This window comes from Schleiferilactobacillus harbinensis, from assembly GCF_008694105.1.
GTDB classification, from domain to species: domain Bacteria; phylum Bacillota; class Bacilli; order Lactobacillales; family Lactobacillaceae; genus Schleiferilactobacillus; species Schleiferilactobacillus harbinensis.
Window position 1 is genome coordinate 30,727 of record NZ_CP041364.1, and the last position, 16,277, is coordinate 47,003.

Genomic DNA, 16,277 nt, shown 5'->3' on the forward strand with positions numbered 1-16,277 from the left:
CAATGCGTTTGGATAAGTTTTTGAAAGTTTCCCGCTTGGTAAAGCGGCGTTCCGTCGCCAAAGAAATCGCCGATAAGGGGCGTATTCTGATCAATGGCAAGGCCGGCAAGTCATCCAGTAATATCAGCGTGGGCGACCAGCTGACCTTGCTCTTTGGCAATCGGACGTTGACCGTGACGATCACCGATATTAAGGAAACCACGAAGAAAGACGACGCAGCATCCATGTACAAAATTGATAGCGACGAACAGGCGGAGGCCAAGAGCCCGTTCTAATTGTCGACAGGGGTGTTGGCGGCTTGCTATACTTAATTTAGCAAAAGCAAATCATTGGGGGTATTAACAGTGCAGAAGCCTCAAGCCGCACCAGGTAAAATTATTCAGTTAAAGAAACAACCGCGTCAGCAGTCGGCGCCAATCACACCGGCCGCCTACATGCGCAAAGTACACCGCCGGCGGTTCTGGGCCCTGACGGCCATTTTGGCCCTCGTCCTGTGCTTTTTCGGCCTGAAACTCCACCAAGCCCACGCCTCCCAGGCCCAAGTACAGAATCACCTGAGCACCAGCCGCAGCGAATTGACCGCTGTCCAGAACAAGAACACCAACCTCAAGAATCAAGTCAAACAACTTAATGATCCGGATTACTTAGCTAAGTATATTCGGGAGAAATATTACTTCTCCAAACCCGGAGAAATCATTTTTAGTTTACCTGGGGACAAAGGCAGCGATGTGACGAAGAAGTAGCGTAGTGAGACAAACGTGTTAAAATTAGTGCTGAGATAAGGTGTCTGTGTTATTCTGACGTGCCTAGGGCCAAGTGCGTAGCAAGCGGAGGCTGATGGGGCTCAGCCATGGAAACAACACGGCGGCTTTGCCGCCGATGTTGTTAGGCGTTTTTGAGACGGCGGTTTTTGCCGGCTCAAAACGCCGTCATGGCTAGCTTCGCAGGACCGGCTACGCACTTGCTGCGCGTCGCCAGCCCCATCAGCCGCAGCTTGCGGAGCACTTGGCCCGGCGCCCAGAGAGCCAGCCTATCCCAGCTCTATTTTTTCGACCATTTTTGTTCAATCCGGACTACCACCCCGTAAACTTAAGTATGGTATACTAAATATACATTTCTATTAGGAGGAATTTTCCATTTATGGCGATTGAAGTTGGCGCTAAGGTCCAAGGCAAAGTCACAGGTATCACGAATTTCGGGGCCTTTGTCGATATTGGTGAACACAAGACCGGTCTAGTCCACATCAGTCAGGTATCTGACAAATTCATTAAGGATATCCACGACGTGCTCACTGTTGGCGACGAAGTCACAGTGAAAGTGATCGGCGAGCGTGACGGGAAGATCAGTCTGTCCATGCGCCAGGCGGTTGATCACCCGCACGAAGAGCATCGCAGCGAGGGTCGGCCGAACCAGCAGCATTCGTTCCACAGCAATAATAACCGCGAAGGCGGCAATCGTGGCGGTGCACCCCGGAGCAGTGCGCCTCATTCCGGCGGCGGCAATCGCAATTTCGGCCGCCGGGATAACCGGCGCGGCAGCCGCGAGGAACGGCCAGAAGGCTTCGACGGCATGCTTTCCAGCTTCCTGAAGGAAAGCGATGACCGCTTGACCTCATTGAAGCGCAACACCGAAGGCAAACGCGGCGGTCGCGGCGGCCGACGCAGCTAACCGATTAATCTATTTTTGTAACACACAAGCTCTCCCTGGTACCTGCAAGGGGAGTTTTCTTTGTTTTGTTTCCGGATCAGATAGGATAATTATGATTTTGAGCGTATTTAGTGCTAAGTGCGTAGCAAACTGAGCCCCTTTTGCCGCAGCTTGCGGAGCACTTGGCACGGCGAGGGAGGAAAAGCAGATGCAGGCCCTAAACGTCTTAACCCGCACTGATTTTTGGCGCCAAGTCCAGCAGCAGGGACTGATTACGCCCGGTCAAATGATCGTCATCGGCGTTTCCACTGGCGTGGATTCTATGACGCTGCTGGACCTAGTGCAGCACGCCCCGACCGCACTGCACTTGCACATCGGCGTCGTATACGTGGACCATCAGCTGCGGGCTCAGAGTGCCACCGAGACGGCTTTTATTCAAGATTATTGTGCGGCCCGCAAACTGCCGCTGCATAAGGCCGTTTGGCAGCACGGGCCGCTGACCCATGGTGTGGAAGCGGCGGCCCGGGATTTTCGCTACCAAACCTTTCAAACGGCTCTGACTGACTGGCGGGCGAACACCCTGTGGCTCGCTCACCACAATGACGATGCTTTGGAAACGCTGCTGATGAAGCTGGCCCGCTCCGGCAGTGTGTTTGAACAGCCGGGTCTGCGGCTTGTGAGCCGGCGGCCCAGCTACACCATTATTCGGCCGCTGCTGCCGTATCCCAAGTCAGCGATTCGGGCTTATGCAGCGCGGCATCAGGTGCCGCATTATGAAGATGCGACAAATCAGGATAAGACGATCCAGCGCAACCGGATCCGGGCGGCGGTGGTGCCGGTTTTCCACGACTTGAATGAGCGCAGTGCGGCGCATTTGCTGCGGTACACGGAAGAAATGACCGCGGCCCAGGACCTGCTGGCGGAGCGGTTGACCCAATTGGCAGCGACGATGGTCACCCGCTCAGCGGGCAGCGTCCATTTGGACCGGCCCGCCTTCAATGCCTTGCCCCGGGGTCAGCGCAGTCTGCTGCTGCAATTTGTCCTGGCGGATACGCAGCCATTGACTGGCCGCCAGTTGGCCCAATGCCTGGATTTGGCAGCCAGCAGCCAGGCGGCCGGCAGTGTTAATCTGACGGCTGGCTGGCAGTTTACGATGACCTATCAGCGCATCACAATTACCCGGGAAAATCAGTCTCAAGTTGGGGGTATTTTTTTGCCCGTCAGCCTATCATTATTAGGTACTGTTTTTTATCCTGATGGGCATGCTTGGCATTTGGCCCCCGCCGGTCCCGGTTTGGCTGTCCCGGCTGAGGTGGTTTTACGCCACCGTCAACCGGGCGATGTGGTCCAACTGGCTAACGGGCAGCATCAGCTGCTCCGCCGCTTTCTGATCAATCAGAAAGTACCGCAAAGCACCCGCGACACCTTGGTGCTGGCGGCGGTCGGGGAACAGGTCTGGTATATTCCCGGGCTGTATATCCGGCAGGCCCACCAATTGTCTGGTATGGGCCAACCTGATACAATGAAGAGCATGTTGACATACTACTAATAAACACTACACAAATGGAGGACAGGGTTTTGCAGGAAGATATTGAAAAGGTACTGTATAGCCAAGATGAAATTCAGGCCACAGTGGCCCGCTTAGGGAAGGAACTGACAGCAGATTATCAGGGTAAGAACCCGCTGTTCATCTGCATTCTCAAGGGAGCCATCGTGTTCATGACGGATCTGATCCGGCATGTGGATGATTATGTGGAAATTGACTTCATGGATGTTTCCAGTTACGGCAACGCCACGGTTTCCAGCGGCGAAGTCAAGATTTTGAAAGATTTGGATACATCCGTTCAAGGCCGCGATGTCGTCATTGTTGAGGATATTGTGGATACTGGTGCGACCCTGCATTACTTGATCAAACTGCTCTCTACTCGGCAAGCCAAGTCTATCAAGGTGGTTGCTTTGATGGATAAGGTAGCCGGGCGCAAGCTGCCCGTGAAAGCTGACTACGTCGGCTTCGATGTCCCTAATGAATTCGTGGTGGGCTATGGCCTGGATTATGCGGAGAGATACCGCAATCTGCCGTACATCGGCGTGCTTGCCCCCCACGTATATGAATAGCAAGCTTCTTTCGTTTCTAGTGTCATTCGTGCTATGATGCTACTAGTGAAGCCCTTTTGCGCGTTTTTGAGCGTGCAGAATGTAAGGAGAATTTGTAGATGAAAAATCGTAGGAATGGCCTGTTTCGCAGTGGGCTGTTGTATTTCTTCATCTTCGTTGTACTCGTAGCGCTGGTCTCGACGTTTATCGGCGGGAACGGGAATGGATCCCGCTCTCAAGAAATCAAGTCCAGTACATTCATTACTGAGTTGCAAGATAAGAAGATCAAAGATTTCAACATTCAGCCGTCGGGCAGTGTCTATAAGGTTTCCGGGACATACCGGGAACCGCAATCTGTATCGACCCCGAGTAACGGGTTCGGTCTGTTCCAAACTGGCAGCGGCACCACGACCGTTACTAATTTCACCACCACCGTTTTGCCCAACGACGCGACCCTGAACCAGATTCGGGTTACCGCTAAGACAGCGGACGTGTCATACTCCACCAGCAGCGAGTCTAATTCAGGGTTCTGGCTGCAAATGCTGTTCTACTTTGTCCCGACGATCCTGGTGATCGCGTTCTTCTGGTTTATGATGAACTCTGCTAATCAAGGCGGAGGCGGCAATGGCCGAGTCATGAGCTTTGGCAAGTCCAAGGCCAAGCCGGAGGATCCGAAGAAGAACAAGGTTCGTTTCTCCGATGTCGCTGGGGCGGAAGAAGAGAAGCAGGAACTGGTTGAAGTAGTTGAGTTCTTGAAAGATCCGCGGAAATACTCTGCGTTAGGGGCCCACATCCCGCATGGGGTCCTGCTGGAGGGGCCTCCGGGTACTGGTAAAACATTACTGGCCCGGGCGGTTGCCGGTGAAGCCGGCGTACCGTTCTTCTCCATCTCTGGTTCAGACTTCGTCGAAATGTTCGTCGGGGTCGGCGCCAGCCGAGTGCGGGATCTGTTCGATAACGCCAAGAAGGCGGCACCGTCCATCATCTTTATCGATGAAATCGATGCTGTCGGCCGGCAGCGGGGCGCAGGCCTCGGCGGCGGTCACGACGAACGGGAACAGACTTTGAACCAATTACTGGTTGAAATGGATGGGTTCACTGGCAACGAAGGCGTCATCGTCATCGCTGCCACGAACCGGGCCGATGTCCTGGATCCCGCCTTGCTGCGGCCAGGCCGATTCGACCGGAAAGTATTGGTTGGCCGGCCGGATGTCAAGGGCCGGGAAGCCATTCTGCGCGTTCACGCGAAGAACAAGCCGTTGGCGCCGGATGTTGATTTGAAAGTCGTTGCCCAGCAAACCCCTGGTTTCGTTGGGGCGGATCTGGAGAACCTGCTGAACGAAGCGGCCTTGGTCGCGGCGCGGCGCAATAAGACTCAAATCGATTCCTCGGATATCGATGAAGCCACCGATCGGGTGATCGCTGGGCCGGCGAAGCACGACCGGGTGATCAGTCCCAAGGAACGCAATATGGTCGCTTACCACGAAGCGGGCCATGCCATCATTGGGCTGGTGCTCAGTGATTCGCGGACCGTGCGCAAAGTCACCATCGTACCCCGGGGCCAGGCTGGCGGTTATGCCATCATGCTGCCGAAGGATGATCAATTCCTGGTCACCAAGAAAGAGCTCAACGAGCAAATCGTGGGCTTGATGGGCGGCCGGACAGCGGAAGAAATTATTTTCGGTACGCAGTCCACGGGGGCGTCCAATGACTTTGAACAGGCGACCCAGATCGCCCGGGAAATGGTCACCAAGTACGGGATGACGGAACGATTGGGTACAGTGGCCTTGGCCTCTGACAGCCAACCCTTCGTCGGTGCGGAATACGGGCAAGCCCCAGTTTATTCCCAAGCCACCGCAGCGGCCATTGACGATGAAGTTCGGCAATTGATCGACTCTGCTCATAAGCAGGCGTACGAGATCATCGAAGGCCACCGCGCCCAGCACAAGGCCATTGCTGAAGCATTGCTGAAGTATGAGACCTTGAACGAGAAGCAGATTCTCAGTCTGTTCAATACTGGCGAAATGCCGGCGGATCAGACGGACGAATATCCGTCCGAACAATCGGGGACGTTTGAAGAAGCCAAGAAGGCTTTGGAAGAACGCGACCACGAGAAGTCCGAACAGGAGGCTGCGCATAACCCGAGCAGCACTGCTGCCGAGAATCCAACGGCAGAGAGTGCCAGTGCGAGTGACGCGGCGAGTGCTTCCGCGAGCGATGCACCACAAGATCCTAACGATCACGCATAATATTGTTTCAGAAAACGGCGTTTCCTTCCGGGAACGCCGTTTTCTTGTCTAAATCCGTTCGGCCCTCTATAATGTAAGGTCGATTACCTTGTGCGAAAGAAGAAGGAGGAAACCATGGCAGATTATCTAGTTAAAGCAGTCACGACAGACGGCCATCTGCGGGCATTGGCCCTGGATGCCACCCAAACGGTGGCCGAGGCCCAGCAGCGCCATGACACCTATGGCGCCGCCAGTGCGGCCCTCGGTCGGACCTTGGTCGGGACGATTTTGTTGAGTACGGCACTGCTTAAGGATGACGGCGAAGAGACTCTAACCACCCGGGTTCTGGGCGATGGTCCCGTGGGTGCGATCGTTGCTGTCGGCACACCCGCAGGAACTGTCAAAGGCTACGTGCAGCACCCCCACGTGCAGCTGCCGCTGAATACCGTGGGTAAGATCGATGTTCGCCGCGCAGTGGGCAAGGGCTTGCTGGCCGTTACCAAGGACATGGGACTCAAGCAGCCCTTCACCGGCCAAGTCCCCCTTGTCTCCGGCGAACTGGCCGAGGATTTTAGCTATTACCTGGCCAAGTCGGAACAAATTCCGTCCGCGGTGGGCCTGTCCGTTTTTGTCCAAGCCAACAATACGATCGGTGCTGCCGGCGGCTTCATGATTCAAGCCCTGCCTGGGGCGTCCGATGATGAGCTGACTAAGATTGAAAAGAGTATTCGGGCGCTGCCGCTGATTTCCGAAATGATGCGGGCCGGGGACACACCGGAAGATATTTTGACTAAAATCTTCGGCGCCGATGAATTAAAGTTCCTCAGCAAGAGTCCGGTCGCCTTCAAGTGCGACTGTTCTAAGGAACGCTTTGCCAAGTCCATCAAAGCACTGGGGTCTAAGGAAATTAAACAAATGATCGCGGCGGACCACGGTGCCGAAGCGGTCTGCAAGTTCTGCGGCAACAAGTACACATATTCTGAAGCAGACTTGCGGGCTATGCTGGCCTAACCCGTTTTGCACCCGCGATTGAATATTGCTATGATGACTAAGCTAGGCATAAAGGAGTAATAGATTTTATGGAATGGAAAATCGGTTCTGTCACCATCCCCAACCAGATCGTCGTCGCCCCCATGGCGGGGATCACGAACGCCGCCTTTCGGGTGACCTGTAAAGAGTTCGGCGCCGGCTTGGTCGTCTGTGAAATGATCAGTGACCGGGGTATTATGTATGGGAACAAGAAAACCTTGTCGATGCTGTTTGTCGACCCTCGGGAGCATCCGATCAGCATTCAGATTTTCGGCGGGACCAAGGAGACCTTGGTTGCAGCCGCAAAGTTCGTTGATCAAAATACCGCCGCTGATATTATCGATATCAATATGGGCTGCCCGGTGAATAAAGTCGTCAAGACCGATGCCGGCGCCAAGTGGCTGCTGGATCCCAATAAGGTGTATGAAATGGTATCTGCCGTTACGAGTGCAGTGTCGAAGCCGGTGACGGTGAAAATGCGTACCGGCTGGGATGAAGACCATATTTATGCGGTCCAAAATGCCCTAGCGGCTGAAAAAGCAGGCGCTGCCGCCCTGGCCATGCATGGTCGGACGCGGAAACAAATGTACCGGGGCAAGGCCGATTGGAACATTCTAGCCGACGTGGCGGACCATTTGACTATTCCGTTCATGGCCAACGGCGACATTCGGACCCCGCAGGATGCCAAGTATGTTTTGGATAATGTGGGGGCAACAGCTGTCATGGTCGGTCGCGCCGCCTTAGGCGATCCGTGGATCTTGGGCCAAATGAAGACTTATGTAGAGACCGGTGAGCTATTACCAGATCCAACCCCCGAGGAAAAGCTGACTACCGCCCGGCTGCAATTGCATCGGCTGGTGGAACTGAAGGGTGAAAAGGTTGCGGTGCCGGAGTTCCGCCAGCAGGCCGCCTATTACCTCAAAGGCATTCCCCGCGCCGCCCAAGCCCGCGCGTCGCTGAATGAAAAGTGGACGGAAGCAGAAGTTGACGCGGTACTAGATCATTTTGAAGAAGAAGTACAGGAATACTTGGCTCACCGAGCAGCGCGCAAAGCAGAACGCGCGGAACAAGCTCGCCAGGCCGGCTAATTTAGAATATCGAGGAGGAGCACGCAGTGGCTAATCAAAAAGATGGTCAAGTGAACGACCAGATCATGGTGCGTCGCGAAAAGATGGAAGAGTTGCGGAAGTTAGGGATCGACCCCTTCGGCAAACGCTTCGATACAACGACGAACGCCCAAGAATTGCATACCAAGCTGGATGAAGAAGATAAGGATGTCGTGAATGCCCACACTGTTCGGGTGGTTGTTGCCGGCCGAATGATGAGCAAACGGGGTAAAGGCAAGGTTGGTTTCGCCGATATCCAAGACCGTACGGGCCGCATCCAGATCTATGTCCGTAAAGACGTCGTGGGCGAAGATAATTACTATATCTTCAAACGCTCCGACTTGGGCGACTTCTTGGGGATCACCGGTACCATGATGAAGACTGACGCCGGTGAACTCACGATCCGGGCCGAACACGTCACCTTCTTGACCAAAGCCTTGCGTCCGCTGCCTGATAAGTATCATGGTTTAACGAACGTGGAACAGCGCTATCGCCAACGCTATCTGGATCTGATCACGAACCGGGAGAGCTATGACCGGTTCATTAAGCGCAGCCGGATCATTTCGGCCGTCCGGGAATTTCTGGACGCTAACGGCTTTATTGAAGTGGAAACCCCTGTCCTGCATACTCAGGCCGGCGGCGCCTCTGCTCGGCCGTTTGTGACTCACCACAACGCGCTGGACATTGATCTCTATCTGCGGATCGCTTTGGAATTACACTTGAAGCGGCTAATTGTCGGTGGTATGGAACGGGTCTATGAAATTGGCCGGGTTTTCCGGAACGAAGGCATCGACACGAAGCACAACCCGGAATTCACCGAATTGGAGTCTTACGCTGCGTATTTTGATTTCACCGACGTCATGGATGAAACTGAGGGTATTTTCCGTTACGCGGCCAATAAGGTCTTAGGTTCCGGCAAGGTGACTTATCAGGGCGAGACCGTCGATTTGGATCAGCCGTTCAAGCGGGTGCACATGGTGGATGCTATTAAGGAAAAGACCGGTGTCGATTTCTGGCCGGAAATGTCCATGGCTGATGCCCAGAAGCTTGCTGACGAGCATGGTGTGAAGTACGAAGGGTACTGGAAGGTCGGGCACATTATCAATGCCTTCTTCGAACAATTTGTCGAAGAGACACTGAAAGAACCCACCTTCATTTACGGTCATCCCATCGAAATCTCACCGTTGGCGAAGAAAAACAGCGACGATCCCCGGTTCACCGATCGGTTCGAGCTGTATATTTTAGGCAATGAATACGGTAATGCCTTTACCGAGTTGAATGATCCGATTGACCAGCGAGAACGGTTTGAAGCCCAAGCCGCCGAACGGGCTGCTGGGAACGATGAGGCTCAGGGCATTGATGAAGACTTCATTGCCGCTCTGGAATACGGGATGCCGCCCACGGGCGGTCTCGGCATCGGCATTGATCGGCTGGTCATGCTCTTGACTGATGCCCCGTCCATCCGGGATGTCCTCTTATTCCCGACGATGCGGCCGGATACTACCGATGATGCTGAAGCTGATGCTATCGCCGACGTGCACGAAGACAATCAGAAGAAATAGATCATTTGAGCAGAACTGCGACCACAGTTCTGCTTTTCTTTTACAATTTTTTCGACCATTTTTGGACACGTTTTTGACGCAACGTTCGGTCCATATCAGTCGTGGCGTTTTTTGTTCCCCTCCGGCATGGGAACAGATTGATTAAATAACGAACTTTAATGGCGCAAATTGTATATTTCGTTATGAATTTAGCTTAAAAATCCATACTTGCTTTTTATCCAAGTCGTTGGTAATATAGTTAAGTCATGTGATGCGGAGGCGTTACAAAGGTTGTCAGCTAGCGGTTTTCAAAAATTGCTTGTTGACACAGCCGAGACAACATGATATATTATCAAAGTTGCGTTTTTACGAAAGCAACAGCAACGCAGGCCTTTGAAAACTGAACAAAGTTTTGACGAACGAATCACATATCTTCCTTCGGGAAGATAAGCAATCCCGCAAATGTATCGGTACTCAGCTTCGGCTGAGGCAACATTTGCGAATGTCAATTTCGCAAGCAAGTAAATTTATTGAGCCGCAAACTTTTAAATGAGAGTTTGATCCTGGCTCAGGACGAACGCTGGCGGCGTGCCTAATACATGCAAGTCGAACGAGGTTTGGTCAGTTTGCGGTGGTGCTTGCATCACCAATTACCGATCAAACCGAGTGGCGGACGGGTGAGTAACACGTGGGTAACCTGCCCTTCAGCAGGGGATAACATTTGGAAACAGATGCTAATACCGTATAACCACGGAGACCGCATGGTCTTCGGGTAAAAGATGGCGCAAGCTATCACTGAAGGATGGACCCGCGGCGTATTAGCCAGTTGGTGGGGTAACGGCCTACCAAAGCAATGATACGTAGCCGACCTGAGAGGGTAATCGGCCACATTGGGACTGAGACACGGCCCAAACTCCTACGGGAGGCAGCAGTAGGGAATCTTCCACAATGGACGCAAGTCTGATGGAGCAACGCCGCGTGAGTGAAGAAGGCTTTCGGGTCGTAAAACTCTGTTATTGAAGAAGAACGTGTATGACAGTAACTGGTCATGCAGTGACGGTATTCAATCAGAAAGTCACGGCTAACTACGTGCCAGCAGCCGCGGTAATACGTAGGTGGCAAGCGTTGTCCGGATTTATTGGGCGTAAAGCGAGTGCAGGCGGTCTTTTAAGTCTGATGTGAAAGCCTTCGGCTTAACCGAAGAAGGGCATCGGAAACTGGGAGACTTGAGTGCAGAAGAGGAGAGTGGAACTCCATGTGTAGCGGTGAAATGCGTAGATATATGGAAGAACACCAGTGGCGAAGGCGGCTCTCTGGTCTGTAACTGACGCTGAGGCTCGAAAGCGTGGGTAGCAAACAGGATTAGATACCCTGGTAGTCCACGCCGTAAACGATGAATACTAAGTGTTGGAGGGTTTCCGCCCTTCAGTGCTGCAGCTAACGCATTAAGTATTCCGCCTGGGGAGTACGACCGCAAGGTTGAAACTCAAAGGAATTGACGGGGGCCCGCACAAGCGGTGGAGCATGTGGTTTAATTCGAAGCAACGCGAAGAACCTTACCAGGTCTTGACATCTTCTGCCAGGCTGAGAGATCAGCTGTTCCCTTCGGGGACAGAATGACAGGTGGTGCATGGTTGTCGTCAGCTCGTGTCGTGAGATGTTGGGTTAAGTCCCGCAACGAGCGCAACCCTTATGATCAGTTGCCAGCATTCAGTTGGGCACTCTGGTCAGACTGCCGGTGACAAACCGGAGGAAGGCGGGGATGACGTCAAATCATCATGCCCCTTATGACCTGGGCTACACACGTGCTACAATGGGTGGTACAACGAGCAGCGAGACCGCGAGGTCAAGCGAATCTCTAAAAACCATCCTCAGTTCGGATTGCAGGCTGCAACTCGCCTGCATGAAGCTGGAATCGCTAGTAATCGCGGATCAGCACGCCGCGGTGAATACGTTCCCGGGCCTTGTACACACCGCCCGTCACACCATGAGAGTTTGTAACACCCAAAGCCGGTGAGACAACCGCAAGGAGTCAGCCGTCTAAGGTGGGACAAATGATTAGGGTGAAGTCGTAACAAGGTAGCCGTAGGAGAACCTGCGGCTGGATCACCTCCTTTCTAAGGAAAAAGTCCTGTGACCCCCCGGTCACAGGCAACGGAAGCCGATACAGTCAAAACTTTGTTCAGTTTTGAGAGGCCTGCCTCTCAAGATTTTGTTTGTTCTTTGAAAACTGGATATCATGAAGTGAAGGTCAGCTCGTCAGAGCTGACCACACCGAGAAACACCACTGTGATTTTTTTGAGTTCAGGCGGACTAAGTCCGCCGAATCAAGCGCTGTTTACAGCGTTTCACTTAGGTTAAGTGAAGAAGGGCGCACGGCGGATGCCTTGGCACTAGGAGCCGATGAAGGACGGGACAAACACCGATATGCTTCGGGGAGCTGCACGTAAGCTTTGATCCGAAGATTTCCGAATGGGGGAACCCAGCCATCTGAGAAGGTGGTTGATCAGTCGTGAATACATAGCGGCTGATCGGCAGACGTGGTGAACTGAAACATCTCAGTAGCCACAGGAAGAGAAAGAAATTTCGATTTCCCAAGTAGCGGCGAGCGAACAGGAAAGAGCCCAAACCAGCGTGCTTGCATGCTGGGGTTGTAGGACCGATGTAGTGAGTGATAAAAGAAGGAATTAGGCGAACGGCCTGGGAAGGCCGGCCAGAGCGGGTGACAGCCCCGTAGCCGAAAGTTGCTTCTCTCCAATCGGGATCCTGAGTACGGCGGAACACGTGAAATTCCGTCGGAATCTGGGAGGACCATCTCCCAAGGCTAAATACTCCCTAGTGACCGATAGCGAACCAGTACCGTGAGGGAAAGGTGAAAAGCACCCCGGAAGGGGAGTGAAACAGTACCTGAAACCGTGTGCCTACAAGTAGTCAAAGCCCGTTAATGGGTAATGGCGTGCCTTTTGTAGAATGAACCGGCGAGTTACGTTAGCTAGCGAGGTTAAGGCAGAAAAGCCGGAGCCGGAGCGAAAGCGAGTCTGAATAGGGCAAGTGAGTTAGCTGATGTAGACCCGAAACCAAGTGACCTACCCATGACCAGGTTGAAGGTGCGGTAAAACGCACTGGAGGACCGAACCCACTTATGTTGAAAAATGAGGGGATGAGTTGTGGGTAGCGGTGAAATTCCAATCGAACTTGGAGATAGCTGGTTCTCTCCGAAATAGCTTTAGGGCTAGCCTCGGAAAAGCGGATACTGGAGGTAGAGCACTGTTTGGATGATGGTCCCGTCTCGGGATACTGAATGCAGATAAACTCCGAATGCCAGATATTTGTTTCCGGGAGTCAGACTGCGAGTGATAAGATCCGTAGTCGAAAGGGGAACAGCCCAGATCACCAGTTAAGGTCCCTAAATCCATGCTAAGTGGAAAAGGATGTGAAGTTGCACAGACAACTAGGATGTTGGCTCAGAAGCAGCCACCATTTAAAGAGTGCGTAATAGCTCACTAGTCGAGTGACTCTGCGCCGAAAATGTACCGGGGCTAAGCATGGTACCGAAACTGTGGGTGCGACCGCAAGGTCGTGCGATAGGAGAGCGTTCTAAGGGCGGTGAAGGCAGACTGTGAAGACTGCTGGAGCGCTTAGAAGTGAGAATGCCGGCATGAGTAACGAAAAGGCAGGTGAGAATCCTGCCCGCCGCAAGACTAAGGTTTCCTGGGGAAGGTTCGTCCGCCCAGGGTTAGTCGGGACCTAAGATGAGGCCGAAAGGCGTAATCGATGGCCAACAGGTGGAGATTCCTGTACCGATCTGTTATGTTTGAGCGAAGGAAGGACGCAGGAGGCTAAGGTGAGCACGCAGCTGGAAAAGCGTGTCCAAGCACTGAGTCTGGGAGCGAGTCAAATGCTTGTTCCTAAGGACAAGGTGTGATGGGGAGCGAAATTAAGTAGCGAAGCACCTGATGTCACACTGCCGAGAAAAGTTTCTAGTGAGTAACAGATCGCCCGTACCGCAAACCGACACAGGTAGTCGAGGAGAGTATCCTCAGGCGCGCGAGAGAACCCTCGTTAAGGAACTCGGCAAAATAACCCCGTAACTTCGGAAGAAGGGGTGCTGACCGGAAGGTCAGCCGCAGTGAATAGGCCCAAACAACTGTTTATCAAAAACACAGGTCTCTGCTAAATCGAAAGATGACGTATAGGGGCTGACACCTGCCCGGTGCTGGAAGGTTAAGAGGATCTGTTAGCGTAAGCGAAGCAGAGAATTGAAGCCCCAGTAAACGGCGGCCGTAACTATAACGGTCCTAAGGTAGCGAAATTCCTTGTCGGGTAAGTTCCGACCCGCACGAAAGGTGTAATGATTTGGGCACTGTCTCAACGAGGGACTCGGTGAAATTATATTACCCGTGAAGATGCGGGTTACCCGCGACAGGACGGAAAGACCCCATGGAGCTTTACTGTAGCTTGATATTGAGTGTCTGTACCGCATGTACAGGATAGGTAGGAGCCGTAGAAACCGGGACGCTAGTCTCGGTGGAGGCATTGGTGGGATACTACCCTTGCAGTGCGGCCACTCTAACCCGCGCCACTCAGCGTGGCGGGAGACAGTGTCAGGCAGGCAGTTTGACTGGGGCGGTCGCCTCCTAAAGTGTAACGGAGGCGCCCAAAGGTTCCCTCAGGATGGTTGGAAATCATTCACAGAGTGTAAAGGCATAAGGGAGCTTGACTGCGAGACAGACAGGTCGAGCAGGGACGAAAGTCGGGCTTAGTGATCCGGTGGTTCTGTATGGAAAGGCCATCGCTCAACGGACAAAAGCTACCCTGGGGATAACAGGCTTATCTCCCCCAAGAGTCCACATCGACGGGGAGGTTTGGCACCTCGATGTCGGCTCATCGCATCCTGGGGCTGAAGTTGGTCCCAAGGGTTGGGCTGTTCGCCCATTAAAGCGGTACGCGAGCTGGGTTCAGAACGTCGTGAGACAGTTCGGTCCCTATCCGTCGCGGGCGTAGGAAATTTGAGAAGAGCTGCCCTTAGTACGAGAGGACCGGGGTGGACATACCGCTGGTGTACCAGTTGTGCCGCCAGGCGCAGAGCTGGGTAGCTATGTATGGCAGGGATAAGCGCTGAAAGCATCTAAGTGTGAAGCCCCCTTCGAGATGAGATTTCCCATTCCTTTAAGGAAGTAAGACCCCTGAGAGATGATCAGGTAGATAGGCTGGGAGTAGCAGCCCCGTGAGGGGTGGAGCGGACCAGTACTAATCGGTCGAGGACTTAACCAAGAGCGTACCGGAAGGTACGCACCTCAAAGAGTCACACTGGTGATTCGAAGAAAGACACTTCATGATGTCCAGTTTTGAGAGAACAAACTCTCAAATTTAAGTACAGTGGCGATAGCGAGAAGGAACTACCTGTTCCCATGCCGAACACAGAAGTCAAGCTTCTCAGCGCCGATAGTAGTTGGTGGGAAACTGCCTGCGAGGGTAGGACGCTGCTGTTCTTAATGGAGGCTTAGCTCAGCTGGGAGAGCGTCTGCCTTACAAGCAGAGGGTCACAGGTTCGAGCCCTGTAGCCTCCATTGAGTCGTTAGCTCAGTTGGTAGAGCATCTGACTTTTAATCAGAGGGTCGACAGTTCGAGACTGTCACGACTCATTGACCATGTCGCGGGTATGGCGGAATTGGCAGACGCGCTAGATTTAGGTTCTAGTGTCCTTTGGACGTATGGGTTCAAGTCCCTTTACCCGCATGCGTCAATCTGCCGACTTAGCTCAGTTGGTAGAGCATCTGATTTGTAATCAGAGGGTCGGGCGTTCGAATCGTCTAGTCGGCACTTTAGTTTGCGGAAGTAGTTCAGTGGTAGAACATCACCTTGCCATGGTGGGGGTCGCGAGTTCGAATCTCGTCTTCCGCTTCGTTGTAAAGTTTATGCCGGGGTGGCGGAACTGGCAGACGCACGGGACTTAAAATCCCGCGGTGAGTGATCACCGTACGGGTTCGATTCCCGTCCTCGGCATTACAATGAAGTACACAAATTAAATACGCACCCATAGCGCAACTGGATAGAGTGTCTGACTACGAATCAGAAGGTTGTAGGTTCGACTCCTACTGGGTGCATGTTCGGGAAGTAGCTCAGCTTGGTAGAGCACTACGTTAGGGTCGTAGGGGTCGCAGGTTCGAATCCTGTCTTCCCGATTTGGGTCTGACAATTCAATATGCGGAAGTAGTTCAGTGGTAGAACATCACCTTGCCATGGTGGGGGTCGCGAGTTCGAATCTCGTCTTCCGCTTTTCCTATCGGGAAGTAGCTCAGCTTGGTAGAGCACTACGTTCGGGACGTAGGGGTCGCAGGTTCAAATCCTGTTTTCCCGATTACTAATGACAGATCGAAGTCTTTGACTTCGGTCTGTTTTTGGCATATAACAAAGCACAGTCGTTGTTTATTATGGGCCGATCCACCGGACTGGCGCAAAAAGATAGACAACGTTCGCTCCCTTGTTTAGACTAGAAGGTGTATCGAGGATTACCATGAGCCGTTTTCAATGAGAAAACGACGATGAGCCAGCCCACAAAAGAAATGGACGAAAAGTCCAGAAATTTCCTGGTGGGGTTGCATCTGTCGCCAGCCTATGTATAATGTAAT

Annotated in this window: 9 protein-coding genes, 10 tRNA genes and 3 rRNA genes; all 22 read left to right on the forward strand. The window is 53.1% G+C overall.

Annotated elements, in window-relative coordinates:
• Positions 1–2: 2 nt before the first annotated feature.
• The 22 genes from FMM01_RS00140 (at position 3) to FMM01_RS00245 (ending at position 16,006) form a co-directional block, all read left to right on the forward strand.
• Positions 3–275, forward strand: a complete 273-nt coding sequence (locus FMM01_RS00140; RefSeq protein ID WP_027829376.1) for an RNA-binding S4 domain-containing protein — start codon at positions 3–5, stop codon at positions 273–275.
• A 69-nt stretch (positions 276–344) separates the two neighbouring features.
• Positions 345–743, forward strand: a complete 399-nt coding sequence (locus tag FMM01_RS00145; RefSeq protein WP_051225446.1) for an FtsB family cell division protein — start codon at positions 345–347, stop codon at positions 741–743.
• Positions 744–1,140: 397 nt separating this feature from the next.
• Complete coding sequence (locus FMM01_RS00150) at positions 1,141–1,668, forward strand: S1 domain-containing RNA-binding protein (protein WP_035441258.1); 528 nt, start codon at positions 1,141–1,143, stop codon at positions 1,666–1,668.
• Positions 1,669–1,855: 187 nt separating this feature from the next.
• Positions 1,856–3,196, forward strand: a complete 1,341-nt coding sequence (gene tilS / locus FMM01_RS00155; protein WP_150391362.1) for a tRNA lysidine(34) synthetase TilS — start codon at positions 1,856–1,858, stop codon at positions 3,194–3,196.
• Between the two features lie 29 nt (positions 3,197–3,225).
• Entirely contained in the window at positions 3,226–3,762 is a 537-nt protein-coding gene (gene hpt, locus FMM01_RS00160) for a hypoxanthine phosphoribosyltransferase (protein WP_027829511.1), read from the forward strand.
• Between the two features lie 98 nt (positions 3,763–3,860).
• Positions 3,861–5,990, forward strand: a complete 2,130-nt coding sequence (gene ftsH / locus FMM01_RS00165) for an ATP-dependent zinc metalloprotease FtsH (protein ID WP_027829512.1) — start codon at positions 3,861–3,863, stop codon at positions 5,988–5,990.
• Positions 5,991–6,104: 114 nt separating this feature from the next.
• Positions 6,105–6,980 (forward strand): Hsp33 family molecular chaperone HslO, encoded by an 876-nt coding sequence (gene hslO / locus FMM01_RS00170; protein WP_027829513.1) that lies wholly within the window; start codon positions 6,105–6,107, stop codon positions 6,978–6,980.
• Between the two features lie 68 nt (positions 6,981–7,048).
• Entirely contained in the window at positions 7,049–8,086 is a 1,038-nt protein-coding gene (gene dusB, locus FMM01_RS00175) for a tRNA dihydrouridine synthase DusB (protein ID WP_027829514.1), read from the forward strand.
• A gap of 65 nt (positions 8,087–8,151) precedes the next feature.
• On the forward strand, positions 8,152–9,666 hold the full coding sequence (gene lysS, locus FMM01_RS00180; RefSeq protein ID WP_150393212.1) for a lysine--tRNA ligase: 1,515 nt from the start codon (positions 8,152–8,154) through the stop codon (positions 9,664–9,666).
• 524 nt (positions 9,667–10,190) lie between these two features.
• Positions 10,191–11,762, forward strand: a 16S ribosomal RNA gene (locus FMM01_RS00185).
• Between the two features lie 238 nt (positions 11,763–12,000).
• A 23S ribosomal RNA gene (locus FMM01_RS00190) occupies positions 12,001–14,919 on the forward strand.
• Positions 14,920–15,020: 101 nt separating this feature from the next.
• Positions 15,021–15,137 (forward strand): 5S ribosomal RNA (rrf, locus tag FMM01_RS00195).
• The 16S, 23S and 5S rRNA genes sit together here with 10 tRNA genes alongside, the layout of an rRNA operon.
• A 5-nt stretch (positions 15,138–15,142) precedes the next feature.
• A tRNA-Val gene (locus tag FMM01_RS00200) sits at positions 15,143–15,215 on the forward strand.
• A 2-nt stretch (positions 15,216–15,217) separates the two neighbouring features.
• A tRNA-Lys gene (locus tag FMM01_RS00205) sits at positions 15,218–15,290 on the forward strand.
• A gap of 11 nt (positions 15,291–15,301) precedes the next feature.
• Positions 15,302–15,384: transfer RNA gene (locus tag FMM01_RS00210), tRNA-Leu, on the forward strand.
• A gap of 11 nt (positions 15,385–15,395) precedes the next feature.
• A tRNA-Thr gene (locus tag FMM01_RS00215) sits at positions 15,396–15,468 on the forward strand.
• A gap of 9 nt (positions 15,469–15,477) precedes the next feature.
• Positions 15,478–15,549 (forward strand) — tRNA-Gly (locus FMM01_RS00220).
• A gap of 16 nt (positions 15,550–15,565) precedes the next feature.
• Positions 15,566–15,651 (forward strand) — tRNA-Leu (locus tag FMM01_RS00225).
• 27 nt (positions 15,652–15,678) lie between these two features.
• Positions 15,679–15,752 (forward strand) — tRNA-Arg (locus FMM01_RS00230).
• Positions 15,753–15,756: 4 nt separating this feature from the next.
• Positions 15,757–15,830 (forward strand) — tRNA-Pro (locus tag FMM01_RS00235).
• Positions 15,831–15,852: 22 nt separating this feature from the next.
• Positions 15,853–15,924, forward strand: a tRNA-Gly gene (locus FMM01_RS00240).
• An 8-nt stretch (positions 15,925–15,932) separates the two neighbouring features.
• Positions 15,933–16,006 (forward strand) — tRNA-Pro (locus FMM01_RS00245).
• The last annotated feature ends 271 nt before the right edge of the window (positions 16,007–16,277 follow it).

Excerpts from the sequence above, each read along its gene's own strand:
- FMM01_RS00140 (WP_027829376.1), top strand. The coding sequence starts at position 3 with ATGCGTTTGGATAAGTTTTTGAAAGTTTCCCGCTTGGTAAAGCGGCGT.
- FMM01_RS00150 (WP_035441258.1), top strand. The coding sequence starts at position 1,141 with ATGGCGATTGAAGTTGGCGCTAAGGTCCAAGGCAAAGTCACAGGTATC.
- tilS (WP_150391362.1), top strand. The coding sequence starts at position 1,856 with ATGCAGGCCCTAAACGTCTTAACCCGCACTGATTTTTGGCGCCAAGTC.
- ftsH (WP_027829512.1), top strand. The coding sequence starts at position 3,861 with ATGAAAAATCGTAGGAATGGCCTGTTTCGCAGTGGGCTGTTGTATTTC.
- hslO (WP_027829513.1), top strand. The coding sequence starts at position 6,105 with ATGGCAGATTATCTAGTTAAAGCAGTCACGACAGACGGCCATCTGCGG.
- dusB (WP_027829514.1), top strand. The coding sequence starts at position 7,049 with ATGGAATGGAAAATCGGTTCTGTCACCATCCCCAACCAGATCGTCGTC.
- lysS (WP_150393212.1), top strand. The coding sequence starts at position 8,152 with ATGGTGCGTCGCGAAAAGATGGAAGAGTTGCGGAAGTTAGGGATCGAC.